General features: G+C 63.5%; 13 protein-coding genes. 10 read left to right on the plus strand and 3 right to left on the minus strand.

Features of this window, described 5'->3' with window-relative positions; translation table 11 throughout:
• The first annotated feature begins 24 nt into the window (after window positions 1-24).
• The 6 genes from ABW137_RS19445 (at window position 25) to ABW137_RS19470 (ending at window position 6,667) form a co-directional block, all read left to right on the plus strand.
• Window positions 25-1,242: a cytochrome P450 gene (locus ABW137_RS19445; protein ID WP_526402951.1), complete on the plus strand. Its 1,218-nt coding sequence runs from the start codon at window positions 25-27 to the stop codon at window positions 1,240-1,242.
• Complete coding sequence (locus ABW137_RS19450; RefSeq protein WP_526402953.1) at window positions 1,239-2,330, plus strand: isocitrate/isopropylmalate dehydrogenase family protein; 1,092 nt, start codon at window positions 1,239-1,241, stop codon at window positions 2,328-2,330. The genes ABW137_RS19445 and ABW137_RS19450 overlap by 4 nt, the downstream gene beginning before the upstream one ends.
• A complete protein-coding gene (locus tag ABW137_RS19455; protein WP_526402955.1) occupies window positions 2,305-3,180 on the plus strand; it encodes an amidohydrolase family protein in 876 nt (291 codons plus the stop codon). Before ABW137_RS19450 ends, ABW137_RS19455 begins: the two co-directional genes overlap by 26 nt.
• A gap of 1 nt (window position 3,181) precedes the next feature.
• On the plus strand, window positions 3,182-4,153 hold the full coding sequence (locus tag ABW137_RS19460; RefSeq protein ID WP_526402957.1) for a D-2-hydroxyacid dehydrogenase: 972 nt from the start codon (window positions 3,182-3,184) through the stop codon (window positions 4,151-4,153).
• A 494-nt stretch (window positions 4,154-4,647) separates the two neighbouring features.
• Entirely contained in the window at window positions 4,648-5,991 is a 1,344-nt protein-coding gene (locus ABW137_RS19465; RefSeq protein WP_526402959.1) for an MFS transporter, read from the plus strand.
• A gap of 100 nt (window positions 5,992-6,091) precedes the next feature.
• A complete protein-coding gene (locus tag ABW137_RS19470; RefSeq protein WP_526402960.1) occupies window positions 6,092-6,667 on the plus strand; it encodes a hypothetical protein in 576 nt (191 codons plus the stop codon).
• A 27-nt stretch (window positions 6,668-6,694) separates the two neighbouring features.
• Here the strand turns inward: ABW137_RS19470 and ABW137_RS19475 are convergent, their stop codons facing one another.
• The 3 genes from ABW137_RS19475 to ABW137_RS19485 all read right to left on the minus strand — a co-directional run bounded on the left by ABW137_RS19475 (window position 6,695) and on the right by ABW137_RS19485 (window position 10,830).
• Complete coding sequence (locus tag ABW137_RS19475) at window positions 6,695-7,945, minus strand: hypothetical protein (protein WP_526402962.1); 1,251 nt, start codon at window positions 7,943-7,945, stop codon at window positions 6,695-6,697.
• Between the two features lie 199 nt (window positions 7,946-8,144).
• Window positions 8,145-8,798 carry a sigma-70 family RNA polymerase sigma factor gene (locus ABW137_RS19480; protein ID WP_526402964.1) on the minus strand — a complete coding sequence of 218 codons (654 nt, stop codon included), beginning with the start codon at window positions 8,796-8,798 and terminating at the stop codon, window positions 8,145-8,147.
• Between the two features lie 253 nt (window positions 8,799-9,051).
• Entirely contained in the window at window positions 9,052-10,830 is a 1,779-nt protein-coding gene (locus ABW137_RS19485; RefSeq protein WP_526402966.1) for an acyl-CoA dehydrogenase C-terminal domain-containing protein, read from the minus strand.
• Window positions 10,831-11,043: 213 nt separating this feature from the next.
• Here ABW137_RS19485 and ABW137_RS19490 point away from each other — a divergent pair, with 213 nt between their 5' ends.
• The 4 genes from ABW137_RS19490 to ABW137_RS19505 form a co-directional block, all read left to right on the plus strand.
• Window positions 11,044-12,300: a ketoacyl-ACP synthase III family protein gene (locus tag ABW137_RS19490; protein ID WP_526402968.1), complete on the plus strand. Its 1,257-nt coding sequence runs from the start codon at window positions 11,044-11,046 to the stop codon at window positions 12,298-12,300.
• Window positions 12,301-12,317: 17 nt separating this feature from the next.
• A complete protein-coding gene (locus tag ABW137_RS19495) occupies window positions 12,318-13,244 on the plus strand; it encodes a hypothetical protein (RefSeq protein WP_526402970.1) in 927 nt (308 codons plus the stop codon).
• Window positions 13,241-13,501, plus strand: a complete 261-nt coding sequence (locus tag ABW137_RS19500) for an acyl carrier protein (protein ID WP_526402972.1) — start codon at window positions 13,241-13,243, stop codon at window positions 13,499-13,501. Before ABW137_RS19495 ends, ABW137_RS19500 begins: the two co-directional genes overlap by 4 nt.
• Window positions 13,498-14,306 (plus strand): beta-ketoacyl [acyl carrier protein] synthase domain-containing protein (locus ABW137_RS19505; RefSeq protein WP_526402974.1); only part of this gene is annotated, 809 nt, incomplete at its 3' end. The genes ABW137_RS19500 and ABW137_RS19505, both read left to right, overlap by 4 nt.

The following is a 14,306-nucleotide window of genomic DNA, read 5'->3' on the forward strand; positions in this document are numbered from 1 at the left end:
CACCAGCCAAGGAATGAGATTCTCTTGACCAGCACCATGACCCGACCCCTCGCTGATTTGGTGGCCGAATTCTACGAGACGACAGGGGAATTCGACCCCACCGAGCTCTACGGAAGGTTGCTCGCCGAGGATCCGTTGCACCGCACCGTGTACGGGTTCTACGTCGTCTCCCGATACGCAGACGCCGTAGCGCTATTGAAGGGGAACAACGCAGTTCGCACACCCCCTCCGCTGTCGCAAGAGGGCTCGCCGGAGGACCGCCTCAACAAGCACTTTCTGAGCCGTATGGAGTCCCCTGAACACGAGCGGCTCCGGGGGCTGGTTCAACATGCGTTTTCGCCGCGCAGCGTGAAGATCTACACCGAGCAAATCCGCGCAGCGGTGACCGACTGTGTGGCAGGCGCCGCCGATGTCGGAACGTTCGACATGGCCACTGATCTGGCCCGCCCGTTACCGCTGGCGATTCTGTGCCGGATCTTCGACATCCCGGTCGACGAACGCGATGAACTCAGCGATGCGCTGTCCCGGCTGATCCTCGCCTACCGACCCGCCGGCGCACCTCCGGGGACTGCCGAGGTGGCCGACGAATCCGCCCAGCACGTGATCGATCGCCTTGGGGAGCTGATCGCCCGCCGACGCCGGGAGCCGGGGGAGGACCTGCTGTCATCGATGCTGCGGGCCCAGGACAGCGGCGCCGACGTCTCGGACGACGAGATCATCGGCATCGTCGGGCATCTGCTGCAAGCGGGGACCCAGACTACCCGGATCCTGCTGACCAATGGGCTGCTCACTCTGTCCCGACACCCTGACCAGTTGGCCCGGGTACGCGTGGATCGATCGCTGCTGCCGTCTGCAGTCGAAGAGTGTCTGCGCTACATCACCCCGGCGCGAACCTTGGCTCAGCGGGTGGCGATCGAGGACATCGAGCTCCCCAGCGGCACGATCGCGAAGGGCGAGCGGCTCACCGTCTGGGTGGGGGCATCCAACCGCGATCCAGAGGTGTTCGACCACCCGAACACCTTCGACGTCGGGCGCAGCCCCAACCCGCATCTGACGTTCTCCACGGGATTGCACTTCTGTCTGGGCACCAATCTCGCCAGGCTGGAAGGCCGGGTAGCGCTGTCCACCCTGCTGGACCTTCTGCCCGACTTCGAGCCGGTGGAATCGGAGATCACCTACGGCATGGAAGCACCGTTGCGGCCGCTGATTACGTCCCTCCCGATCCGGGTGCCACGGAGATGACCTCTGCGACGATCGGCGTCATACGGGGCGATGGCATCGGACCGGAAATCATCGACAGTGCCGTGCGTGTGTGCGATGCCGCGGTCGACGCCTCCGGTGCGGCGCCGCTGACTTGGGTGAACGTCATGGCCGGCCTCGCGGCGATCGACGACGGTGGGTTGGCGTTGCCGGCTCGCAGCGTCACGCTGCTTGAGGGCTGCGATGGCGCGTTGCTGGGGCCGGTCGACCACGCCACCTATCCGCGTTACGCGGACGGTCGGCGGCAGAATCCCAGTGGCGAACTGCGCAAGCACTTCGACCTCTACGCCAACGTTCGGCCCGCCAAGACCATCGAGGGCGTGCGCAGTGTCGCCGGGGCGGCAGATCTGGTGATCGTTCGGGAGAACACCGAGGGTTTTTACTCCGACCGCAACATGTATCGGGGGGCTGGGGAGTTCAGCGTCACCAAAGAGGTGGCACTGAGCGTGGGTGTGTTCACTCGCCCGGGTGTATACCGGGTGACCCGGTTCGCCTTTCAGCTCGCGGCCCGACGGCACGGCAGGTTGACCGTGGTGCACAAGGCAAACGTGTTGCCCGAAACCACCGGCATGTTCTGCGAGGTGGCCACCGAGCTGCGGCAAGAGTTCCCCTCGATCATCGTCGACGACGAGCACGTCGATGCAATGGCGGCGCTGCTGGTTCGTCGACCGGAGACCTTCGATGTGATTGTGACCGAGAACTTGTTCGGCGACATCCTGTCAGACCTCGCCGCAGAGCTCACCGGTAGCCTGGGGATGGCCGGGTCGCTGAACGTCGGGAATCGCTATGCGATGGCGCAGGCCGCGCACGGCTCTGCACCAGATATCGCGGGGCTGGGTGTCGCTAATCCGCTTAGTGAGATCTACTCCGCAGCAATGCTTCTCGATTGGATTGGGCAGCAGCGCGGTGAGGCGGGCTTGTCCACTGCGTCGGATCTGATCCACACCGCAATTGCCGAGGTGCTGCCGTGCACTGCGACCAGGGACCTCGGCGGGCAAGCCAGCACCATCGAGTTCACCGACGCCATCATCGCCTTCATCGAACATGACCGTGCGCATGCGGTTCGGTGACCGACCCTGCCCGGTCACCGATGCCCAGGTGCACATCTGGGCCGACGATCGGCCAGACCGGCCATGGCCACCGGAAGGACACGCACGGGCTCACCGTTCGTCGGCATTCACCGAGGACGACCTCCTGCGCGAGATGGACATCGGCGGTGTGGAGCGCGCCGTGCTCGTTCCGCCGTCATTCGAAGGTGACTACAACGACGTCGCCATCGCCGCCGCGCAACGCAATCCCGATCGCCTGACCGTCATGGCACGGTTCAATCCGTTGGCGCCGGACGCCACCACTCACTTGATGGAACTGATCGCCACGCCTGGGGTGCGCGGGTTTCGGATGACCTATCACCGGCCCGAAACGTGGGAACACCTCCGTTCAGATGCCAACGAGTGGTTCTGGGCCACGTTGGCGGCCAAGTCGATACCCGTCATGATCTACGCGCCAGGACAGAACGCCGCGCTGCGCGATCTCGGCGCGCGCCACCCGGCCCTCCGGGTGATCGTGGATACCCTGGGTTTGACGTTGCGCATGCGCGACACCGAGCTCGACGGACCGATCGCCGACTTGGCAACACTCGCGGTGAACCCCAACATCGCCGTCAAGGCGACCGCATTGCCCGCCCACGTCACCGATGACTACCCATTCCGCTCGCTGGTGCCGTATCTGCGCACAGTGCTCGGCGCGTTCGGGCCGCGACGGGTGTTCTGGGCAAGTGATCTAACGCGTGTGCCTCGGATATATCGCGAGATAGTCGATTATCCAACAGCTTTGAACTTCGCGACCGCCGAGGATTTGACCTGGTTCATGGGCCGGGGCATCAGTACCTGGCTGAACTGGCCTTATCAATGGGAGCTTTGACATGTCACCTGAGTTGGTCATCCTGCCGCCGCAGACCGAACTATCACGCCGATGGGCGCAGCGCCTCGCCCAGGAAGTTCCGGAAGTGTCAGTGGTGCTGGCCGAGGACCAGACATCGGCGGTGCGCGCACTGAGCGCGGGAGCGCCCGCGGCCTTCGGCACCCTGCCTGCGGACCTGCTGCGTCACGCCGGCCGGCTGAAGTGGCTGCAGTCGCCGATGGCGGCACCGCCGGCGGGCTACTTCTATCCCGCGCTCGCCCAACACCCCGTGGTCGTGACCAACTTGCGGGGTACCTACCACGATCATGTGGCCACGCACGCGGTGGCCATGCTGCTGTCTCTGGCACGTAATCTCCACCGCTACCACGGCTTTCAAGCCCAACACCGCTGGCAGCAGTTGCGTGATCCGGCTGGCATCCTGCACCTGCCCGAGGCGGTGGTTCTCATCGTGGGTCTTGGCGCCATCGGTGCCGAGATCGCCCGACTGCTTGAGCCTTTCGGATCCACCGTACTCGGCACCGACGCGCGCCTGAACGCGTCACCGCCGGGGGTGGACGAGTTCGGGGGACCGGACTCGCTCGACAAGTTCTTGGCACGTGCCGACGCGGTCATCCTGACAGTTCCTCATACACCGTCGACGGAGAACCTCATCGACGGCCCGCGCCTGCAGAAGTTCAAACGTGGTGCCCTGCTCGTGAATATCGGACGCGGCCCCGTGGTGGATATCGACGCTGTTTCCGGGGCGCTGGTCACAGGGCAGATCAGGGGCGCCGCGCTCGACGTCTTTCCCACCGAACCCCTTGACCCCACCCATCCGCTGTGGGATCAGCCGGGCGCGATCCTCACCCCTCATGTGGCGGCCGTCGGCCCCTACACCGAAGACCGGCGGTTCAGCGTGTTCCGCGACAACACCCGCCGATTCCTCGGCGGTGAGTCGCTAGTGAACGTGGTCGACAAATCGTCGTGGTTCTGAGCCGCGGGCTCCGAGACGGCGTATGAGAAGGACGTGCGCGACCGGATGGTAGCCATCTCACCCATCCTTGTCGCGCCAATCAACCTCGGTCCTGATCACCGCCAAACCCCTATGAGCCAGCGAGGCACCGTGCACTCAGTCGCCGGTAGCGGAAGACGGGACAGTGTGATCGGCCGTCGCGGCTGCTTCTGTACTGACAATCGTTTGGGCCGCCGGCGACATGCATGTCTTTGCAAGCGTGGCCATTGGAGACGGTCTAGGCGGCTTGTTGGTTCGATCGCCGCTCATTGACCGCGCAAACGCGTTCGTGGCTTGGAGTGGCATTGGTGTCGGTCGCACTGGCGTCGCCTTGGCGCCAAGCACGTGACATCATGGCCCCGGTAACAGCGCACTTCCACGCCCCCGGCTGGCGAGCGCTCGAGGCCTGGTTCGGCAAACCAACGTAGGGACGACGTTTACCGCGACATCCCAAGTCACTCCCCCGAGGTGCACCTATGATCGAGTCGCTCAAGCCCGCGACAGCAACCCCGCGAAAGTATCTCGTTGCCGCGTCCATCGGCAACGCGATCGAGTGGTACGACTTCTCGGTATACGCGTTCTTCGCCAGCTACATTGCCGGTAACTTCTTCGTCAAGGGGGACCCGACCCAAGGACTCATCGCCACGTTTCTGGTTTTTGCTGCTGGGTTCATCGCACGGCCGATTGGCAGCTTGGTCGGCGGTCTCGTGGGCGACCGCTCTGGCCGCAAGGCGGCACTCATGCTCTCACTGGTCACAATGGGCGCGGGACTATTCGTCATTGCCGTCGCTCCGCCAGTCACCGTGATCGGCGTCGCCGCCCCGATCTTGCTCCTCTTGGGTCGGCTGCTCCAAGGCTTTTCGGTGGGCGCAGAGATCGGCGGTGCCGCGTCGTATCTGATCGAGCAGGCACCGGAAGGCAAACGGGCCGGGTACACCTCCTGGCTTCAGGCGACGATGGGAATCGCCAATCTGATGTCGGCGGTCATCGGTCTGGCCATTACCAGCACACTGCCCGAGAGCGCCGTCACTGGTTGGGCCTGGCGCATTCCCTTTGTCTTTGGCCTGATCATCGTCCCCATTGCCCTGTATATCCGAAGCTCGCTTCCTGAGAGCGAAGCTTTCAAAGCCGAAGGGAAAACAGCTTCTGCTAAACAAACATTGAAGATCTTGATCGTCGACAACTGGCGAAACCTCGTCGCGGGGTGCTTCTTCGCCGTCCCGTGGCACTTATTCATATATTGCTTCGTCGTGTTCGGCCCGACCTACTACCACATCGCTACCGGACTGAAGTTTCCGTCCGCCCAGACTTTCGGGGCCTCCGCTCTTGGGAACGTTTGTCTCGTCATCGGCTGCCTGGCATTCGGCCGTCTCGCGGACCGGGTCGGACGGATGCCAGTGATCATGGCGTGCGCCGCAGTAATGGTGGTCCTGCCTCTGCCTTGCCTCGTCGTGCTGCATGCGGTGCCGACGCTCAAGGTGCTCCTTATCGTGCACAGCCTGCTGTGCCTCAACGTTTCCGCGCTCGCCGGAGTCGCTCCCTCGACGCTGCCTGCGGCGTTCCCGGCCACCGTCCGCGCGACCGGGGTGTCGATCAGTTTCAACGTGGCGGCGATCGTAGCCGCGGGGTTCACCCCGGCGCTTCTCACCTGGGCGATCGGATCAGTATCGGTCTACGCACCGGCCATCTTGGCATCAACTGGTGCAGTCATCTGCCTCGCCGCCACTCCATGGCTCTTCACCCGGATACGCACGCTATCCACACCGACCACCGGACATGGCGCTGCGCAACCTGATGCGGGTGCGCCAGGCAATCACTGAGTTTCACCAAATGCAGCCGACGAGTCACGACTCAGCCCGGCATGTCTGAAAGGCGAACCACGATCCGTAAGGGCTTCCGACCCGGCAGTAAGGAGATCCGATGGCCTACCTGATTGCAGTCGTCGGCGTGGCCGGTTCGGGTAAGAGCACTCTATGTCGGGCCGCTGTGTCAAGGTTTCCGATGCTCGTCAAACTGGTCTCCGTAACCACGCGTTCGCCGCGCGCATCCGAGGTAGACGGCGTCGATAAGTACTTTTTGGACGGCGCGACCTTCGACGCGAGGCTCGCGACCGGTGATCTCTTCCTGCAGACGGAGACCTACGGGAACCGTTACGCCGTCCGGAGAGCGGATTTGGAGGGTTCTTTCACGCTCATAACAGAACTGCACTATGCGAATCTCCAGACGTTCCGGGAGCTGCATCCTCGACTCGTGAGCGTTTGCGTCATGCCGGAGTCGCCCAAACTCGCATTGGACCAGATCGGCGCCCGCGGAGAGACCGCTCAGGAGGCCGACCTAAGGAAGGGGCTGCTCTGGAGCGAGTACACCCATCTCGTCGATCTCGCGCAATCAGATTCATTCGACTATGTCTTCGTGAACGAGTTCGACGACGCTAGCACGGAAAGGTTTCTGGGACTGTTGAGCTCGGTACTGGACCTATTGAGCGGCTCGGTCTGAGCCGTGGTGCGTGCAAGGCGTCGGTCCTCAACCCTTGGAACCCTCAGCAAAAGGTGACGCATAGATCCTGGCTCTGACGGCTTTCCCGGCGAGTTTCGCGTCGTCGGTCAAACCAGCTGGCGTCGGCAGTGCGCTATAGATCTCAGTCGTCTGCGCCAGAGACGCCTTGCGTTCTGCGACTGACCTCGCGATGTCACGGCTTGCCTTGTAGAGCGGGTACGCACGGTCCTTGAACTCCAGGTTGAGGCTGGAACGGAATTGCATCTCCCATCGCTGCCCCATTGGTGCTTCCCAGACGCTCTTGAACCCCTTGTAGAAGTTCCCCTTGAGATAGGAGTGCTCAGTCGACACAAGGCGATGACCCTTCTCGGCCAATCGGATTGCCACATCTTGAGCGTCGCGGACCATCTGATCGTGATCCTGGGTCACCATCGTGTAACGCACTACATCTGGGATCGAAGAAACAACGTTGTGTGGCTGCAGCGACGCCGCAGTTGGTGTACGCGCTGCAAACCACATATCTACTTTTCTAGCCAACGACGGCGGCGATTTCACCCTGTGTTCGAGACCAAGTAGCGTCTGCCCCGTCAGGCAGTCCAAGAGGTCGCCTGTGATTGACGCTTCGGCTGCAAAGGCCTTGAGTAAGAGCTCGGCCACCGTGCTACGCACACAACCGGGTGAGTCGTTGTCTAGCGTACTAAGCTCCGACAGCCAGGAAATGGGCTGAAGGCGATGCTCTACCGAGGGCCCTTCCGTCGGGCCGCTGAACTCCGCCATCATTGCAGTCGTGCTATCGACCGCACGCTGAGCGTGTTTCGGCACCATCAAACCTAGGTTGGCGGGGCTCACCCGGTCCCGCTGCGACTGCTGCGCAAACCGTGCGACCAGCCAACCCAGCGACCGGGGGTCTAGGGGTTCGACGGAAGAGAGAAGGCCCGATGCGGCAGATGAGTTGATCTCGCTGTACTCGTTGTACTGCTCGAAGGTCAGGTCGTCACCCAGCGACGGGTTGTCATGAAACATCCCGGTCTCTGCGAGGTATTGGAGCGTGCGGCCATCGCTTAGCCATGCCATGAGGCCCGTCCGCTCGTCACCGACATGCGTGATCGCGTAGAAGCGAGCTGATGTCGCCGCGTCGAGTTGGTGCGGTGATATCGCGATATCGAGGCCCTCGGCACGAATTGCGTTGTGAAAGAAACGCTTTGCGGCACCGCCTACGTTCTTGTTCGCCGCGACGACCTTCGCGAGTGACGTGCCGGCGATGGTGGAGATCTTCACGTCAACCAGTTTCGCACCGTTTCGGCACTTGGTTCGGGCTGATCCGTTCCACTCATGTCGCCGTGTTGCACTGTGCCTGACGCCGGTCCCGTCGGCACGAGCTCGGGCCCATGGACGGCCGGGTCGCGTCGTTCTGGAGCCGCAGCTGGTGCCGCCCGAGGGATCACTCATGAGCCCTGCCGTCGAATCGGTCGTGCCGCTACGCCGCCCCGGGCAGTGTCGCTGGGAGGTCTGGCACGTCGTAGCCATGCGTACGTGCGCACTCGGCAAGACTGGCCCGCAGACTTTGACGCGCTCGATGTAGCCGCGACATCACGGTGCCGATAGGGATGCCGGTGATCGCCGAGATGTCCTTCTGCCTGCGGCCCTCGACCAAGGCATAGTAGACGACGATTCGCTGTGCCTCGGGTAGGGCCTGAACCGCACGCTGGACCTCCAGGGCTGGCGCGCCGGCCAGCTCCGAAACGTCTGAGGCCGTCGACCCACCGCGGGCGAACGCGTCCTCGAAATGGTCGGCGACCAGTAGCTCGCTCGGCCTGCGCTGGGTCGCGCGGTATCGACTTATCCACGTGTTGACCATGATCCGGTACAGCCAACCACCGATATGCGAATCGGGCGCGAGCGTCGGGTAGGCCCTCCATGCCTTCATCAAGGTCTCTTGTATCAGATCGTCGACATCGGCGGGCTGTCTGACGAACCTCCGTGCCGAGCGACGAAGTTGGCTGTAGTGAATCGACACCTCGTGGCTGAACCGGGCAGCCGGATCCGCCGTCGTCTCGTGGCCAGGATCGCTCGTCGGGACCCGTCCGGCAGCTTCTCGATGCGTTGGCTCGTGGCCGAGCTCATCGCGCATGTGACATTCCTTCGTCAGAGTTAGAAGCCGACGTACGGAGACATCGGCCGCGTTGACCAGCGACGACGGCGACATGGCGAGACTCCATTGTTCGCAGCGGCGCTTGAGTTGTCGTCGGTTGTCAGCCTGCCCAGCGGGCGCTGTCTGAACTTGGAGGATGCGTGGAGATCGGATGGAGATTGTCAGTTCCGGTTGAATTCTTGCCAGCCTGGCCCAGGCTGGCTTCTCGGCGGGGTAGCCATGAGGAGTGGCTTCAGAACACATCTGGTGGAGTGTCGAGCACAGTTCTGTCGCCGCGTTCGACTAGGTCGAGAAGCGCCTGGACCTTCGGTAGTTCGACCCGGAAGAAGTAGCCCGCCGCAGCGTGCTTGCCCCTGTGCAGCTTCGACGTTCCCGTTGCGGCGAGTTGTTGTTCCAGCCAGATCCAGGCCAACACGATATGGCCGAAGGCATGCATGTATGGGGTCGCGTTGGCCAGCGCGCACAGAACGCCTTCGGGGTCGGTGATGGCCGCGGTGACCTCGCGCAGCCGACCCCACGCGAAGTCCAACTCCGCCGCGTGGTCTGCAGCCACACCACCCGTGATCAACGCATGCGTGATCGTCGAGTTGATCTCACGGTCGAGCAGGTTGAGTGCAACCCCGCCGTCCATGAGAATCTTGCGCCCGAGGAGGTCCAGCGCCTGAATACCGTTGGTTCCCTCGTGAATCGAGTTGAGGCGATTATCGCGATACTGCTGTTCGACGTCGTACTCGCGGGTGTAGCCGTAGCCGCCATGGACCTGGATGGCGAGGCTGTTGGCCTCGAGGCACCATTGCGACGGCCAACTCTTGGCGACGGGTGTTAGGAGGTTCAGCAGCATGGTTGCCTCGTGTGCAGTGCCGGGATCGGAGCCTGCGGTCTGCTTGTCCAGCAGGTTGGCGCAGTACAGGACCAAGGCCAACGCGCCCTCGACGTACGACTTCTGCGCGAGCACCATTCTGCGCACGTCTGGATGCTCGATGATCGCCACCGGCTTGCTGGAAACGTCTCGATCGCCCAAGGCTCGCCCTTGGGTTCGCACAGTCGCGTATTCGACCGTGCGCAGATAGGCGGCGTACCCGAGCGCGGTGGCGCCCATGCCCACGCCCAAGCGTGCCTCGTTCATCATGTCGAACATGTACTTCAAGCCGTGGAACTGCTCGCCAACCAGGTATCCGACAGCGCCCGGAGATAGGTCCGTGGTGAAGGATCCGTCGCCGAAGCTCAGCACCGCGTTGGTGGTACCGCGATAACCCATCTTGTGATTGAGACCCACCAGCGCGACGTCGTTGCGCTGGCTGGACGGCAACACCTTGGGCACGATGAAGAGGGATATGCCCTTGACCCCCGCTGGTGCCCCAGGGGTCCGGGCCAGCACGAGATGCACGATGTTGTCGGCCAATTCGTGATCCCCGCCGGAGATCCAGGTCTTCGTCCCGGTGATTCGATACGTACCGTCCGAGCACGGCACGGCCTTGGTCGACAAGTCGGCAAGCGACGACCCGGCTCCGGGCTCGGACAGGCACATCGTGCCGAAGTATTGCCCAGTGAGCAGCGGGCGGACATAGGCGTCGATTTGTTCGGTGCTGGCGTGTGCCTTCAGAAGCGACGCCGCGGCCACGGATAGCAACGCATAGGTCGAGATGGCGATGTTGCTGGCCTGGAACCAGGCCATGGCTGCGTAGGTGACGGTATTGGGGAGCTGTGCGCCGCCAAGGGATTCATCGAAGCGGCAGGCAGCCAGCCCGGCCTGGTAGAACTCGCGCAGCGCCACGGCGACCCCCGACGGCAGGGTCACGGTTCCGTCATCGGCTATCGACGGCTCCTCGCGATCCAACTGTTTGTACAGCGGCGCAAAGCGTTTCGTCGCAATGCGCTCGCTGAGCTCCAGCGCGTCATCGAAGGTCTCCTTCGAGTGCTCCTCGAATCGGGTCAGTTTCGTCAGCTCCGTGACGTTGAGCCAGTCGTACAGCAGGAACGAAAGGTCGTCGCGGGAAAGCGCGGCAGCCATGGGGTCTCCTCAGTGCAGTGGATGGGTTTCTAGACGACCGTGTCGCCGGGACGTAAGAGCATGACGTCCCGATGCACGCCATGCCTACGCGAATCTAGACGCACGGGAGATCGAAAGAAGTCCACCGGTGGGCCTCGGGCAATCGGTAAAGCAAGCTCCAGCAAACACATTCGACGCATAGTGGCTGGATTTGGCCCATTCGAGCCCGCTGTGATGAGCGACACCTTCTGGTCAGCGTCGAAGATCGCGGTCGGCCTCGGCGTCCATATCCGTAGACAGATCCATCCCTGCCAACTCGGCGCGAACACAACCATCGGAGCAAGAAACATGAGTGCCTACATCACCGCCACCGGGAGCTTTCTGCCAGGCGCGCCCGTCCCGAACGAGGAGATCGAGGATTACATCGGCAAGGCGGGTCGGTCGACGTCCGACCTCAAGGAAATCACCCTCGCCAACTGCGGCATCAAGACCCGCCACTACGCGATCGACAAGGCACAGAACACGCTGATGTCCAATGCAGCCATGGCTGCCAACGCGGTCCGCGTAGCTGCTGATCGCGCCGGTCTGGGGCCCGACGACGTCGAATTACTTTGTGCTGCAACCACACAGCCCGATTTGATGACGCCTGGGCACGCCAGCATGGTACATGGCGAGCTTGGCTTCGGTCCCCTGGAGATTGCCACCATGCACGGCGTGTGCAGCTCGGGGATGATGGCACTGAAGAACGCCTACCTGCAGGTCGCGATCGGCGAGAAGCGCAATGCGATAAGCACCGCCAGCGAGTTCGCCTCCCGATTCTTCAAGAACACCCGGTATGCCGAGATGGGAGCCACGGCAGAACAAGGGTCGTTGCCCCTGGAGGCGGCGTTCCTTCGGTACATGCTCTCGGACGGCGCAGGTGCCGCCGTGGTCGAGCGTGAACCGGCCGCCTCGGGAATCAGCCTGCGTATCGACTGGATCTCGCTCACCTCGTACGCCAACACCAAGCAGGCATGCATGTATGGCGGCAGCAGCGACACGTCGTGCACGAAGGCGTGGGCCGACTATCCGACCGTGTCGGAGGCGGCGGCGGACGGCGCCATGGTCCTCAGGCAGGACCTGTCCTTGCTGCCGCATTTGGTGAGCATCGGCGTGGACGAATACGAGCGGTTACGCCACCTGGGCAAGTTCGACCCCGCGACGCTGACCTGGATGCCTGCTCACTACTCCAGTGAACGGATGAAAACATCTGTTGTGGAGGAGTTTTCGCGCCGAGGACTCGAAGGGGTTCGGCCCGAGCTCTGGTGGAGCAATCTGACCAGCGTCGGCAACATCGGAAGTGCATCCATCTACGTGATCCTCGACGAGATGCTGTCGCAGGGCCTGATCAGCGAGGGGGACACGCTACTGTGCATGGTTCCGGAGTCCGGCCGATTCGCCGTCTCGTTCATGCATCTCACAGCGGTGACGTCCGCGGGAACGCACCGGTGAGCTCCAGCGGAGGGACGATGCCGCCGGCGGACGCGGCACACACTCGGGCCGCGGTGTACCTATACACGCAGACCGGCCAGCTACGCGAGGTAGCCGACGCGTTCACTGCCCCGATGCGTGCGCGCGGGTGGGACGTTCGATTCGTCGACGTGCAACCCAGCACGCAGTTCCCGTTTCCGTGGCCGATACGGCGGTTCTTCGAGGTCTTCCCGCGGGCCGTCGACCCACGGGCGACCGTGGATCTCGTCGAACCGCCCGACGGCTTCGGTTCTGCACCAGACGAACTGGTGATCCTCGGATCTCAAGTGTGGTACCTGGCGCCCTCGCTACCGATCCGTTCGCTGCTGAGTTCGCACCCCGAAGCGGTCCGCGGTCGTGACGTCGTGGTCCTCATCGCGTGCCGCAACATGTGGTATTCGGCGGCCATCGAGTTGACAGCGCTGCTGACGTCGGCGGGGGCACGCAGTGTCCGCGTGGTGGTGGCCACCGACACTCGGCGGTCGGCGACCACGTTGGTGACCACACTGCGGTGGTTGCTCACCGGGCGCCGCGAGGCGTTCCTGTGGTTCGGCCGCGCCGGGGTGGGTGACGACGAGTTGCGGCGGGTGAGCGCCGAGGGGCGCGAGCTGGCTGACGGGCGTCCGTGCTCACCGCGGTCAGCGCCGGTGGCACCGGCCCTAGCGATGGCAGACCTCTGGGCGGGCAACGTCTTCCGGCTCTTCGCGCCGACGGTGGACAAAGCCCGTCGGGTCGGATTCGTGGCACACACCACAGCGCTCGTGTTATTCGTCGTGGGGCTGGCGGTGGCCATCGTGTTCGGATTGCCGCTGATCGGCGTCGCTGCACTGCTCGGCGGGCCGACCCTCGCGCGTCGGGTCGGGGAGCACGTCCACCGCCGCATCACGTCGGCTGTGCCCCTTTCGGACCAGGAGATGGCTGTATGACCAGCGACTCGATCACCGATTACGAGGACTTGGTCGGCTGGCTCACTGCGAAGGTGGCGGACTGCATCAACGAGGGCCCCGAGATGGTCGACGTGAACACCGCGCTGGCCGATCTCGGGATCGACTCCGCGGCAAGCCTCGGGCTGTGCGCGGATTTGGAGTACGAGAAGGGAATCACGGTGGAGACGACGATCCTATGGGACCACCCGACAATCGACGCCATCGCGACGCATCTGACCGATCGGGCGAGTCGATGACTCCGATCGCCGTCGTCGGGATCGACTGCCGGTTCCCCTCGGCGCCAGACAAGGACGCCTTCTGGAAGCTATTGATGAACCGCACGGTCACCGACTCCGAGGTGCCCGCACAACGCTGGGACGTCGCGCGCTACTTCCGACCCGACGCGGCGCCAGGATCGACGAACACCCGACGCGCGCACTTCATCGACGACGTCGACGCCTTCGACAATGAATTCTTCGGCATCGCTCCCGTCGAAGCGGCGGCGCTGGACCCCCAACAGCGAGTTCTTCTGGAATCAACCTGGCGCGCAATCGAAGATTCAGGCACCAATCCATCCGATCTGGCCAGCACCCCGACAGGTGTCTTCGTCGGCGTGATGTCGAGCGAGTGGAGCAACCTCCAGATGCACGACTATCCGCGGCTCACCCCGCAGCGCGCCACGGGAAGCGGCTATTTCATGGCGGCCAACCGCATCTCCTATCATCTCGGTCTCACCGGGCCGAGCATGGCGATCGACACCGCCTGCTCGTCGTCGTTGACGGCGATACACCAGGGCTGCACGGCTCTTCGGTCCGGAGAGGTCGACACGGCGATCGCGGCTGGCGTGAACCTGATTCTGACTCCGGCACTGTCGATCTTCTACACCCAGGCGGGGTTGTCCGCGGCGGACGGCAGATGCAAGCCGTTCGGAGCCGATGCCGACGGAATCGGAAGGGGAGAGGGCGTCGGCACCGTAGTGCTGCGCCGCCTCGACGACGCAGTCAAAGCAGGCCAGCCGATCTATGCCGTGGTGAAGAGTTCGGTCACCAACCACGACGGCCG

Origin of the sequence: Mycobacterium sp., assembly GCF_040509115.1 — a bacterium.
Taxonomy (GTDB): domain Bacteria; phylum Actinomycetota; class Actinomycetes; order Mycobacteriales; family Mycobacteriaceae; genus Mycobacterium.

Coding starts and splice junctions, on each gene's coding strand:
- ABW137_RS19460 (WP_526402957.1), top strand. CDS start 3,182: ATGTCACCTGAGTTGGTCATCCTGCCGCCGCAGACCGAACTATCACGC.
- ABW137_RS19455 (WP_526402955.1), top strand. CDS start 2,305: ATGACCGTGCGCATGCGGTTCGGTGACCGACCCTGCCCGGTCACCGAT.
- ABW137_RS19485 (WP_526402966.1), bottom strand. CDS start 10,830: ATGGCTGCCGCGCTTTCCCGCGACGACCTTTCGTTCCTGCTGTACGAC.
- ABW137_RS19495 (WP_526402970.1), top strand. CDS start 12,318: ATGCCGCCGGCGGACGCGGCACACACTCGGGCCGCGGTGTACCTATAC.
- ABW137_RS19450 (WP_526402953.1), top strand. CDS start 1,239: ATGACCTCTGCGACGATCGGCGTCATACGGGGCGATGGCATCGGACCG.
- ABW137_RS19490 (WP_526402968.1), top strand. CDS start 11,044: ATGAGCGACACCTTCTGGTCAGCGTCGAAGATCGCGGTCGGCCTCGGC.
- ABW137_RS19470 (WP_526402960.1), top strand. CDS start 6,092: ATGGCCTACCTGATTGCAGTCGTCGGCGTGGCCGGTTCGGGTAAGAGC.
- ABW137_RS19480 (WP_526402964.1), bottom strand. CDS start 8,798: ATGCGCGATGAGCTCGGCCACGAGCCAACGCATCGAGAAGCTGCCGGA.
- ABW137_RS19465 (WP_526402959.1), top strand. CDS start 4,648: ATGATCGAGTCGCTCAAGCCCGCGACAGCAACCCCGCGAAAGTATCTC.
- ABW137_RS19500 (WP_526402972.1), top strand. CDS start 13,241: ATGACCAGCGACTCGATCACCGATTACGAGGACTTGGTCGGCTGGCTC.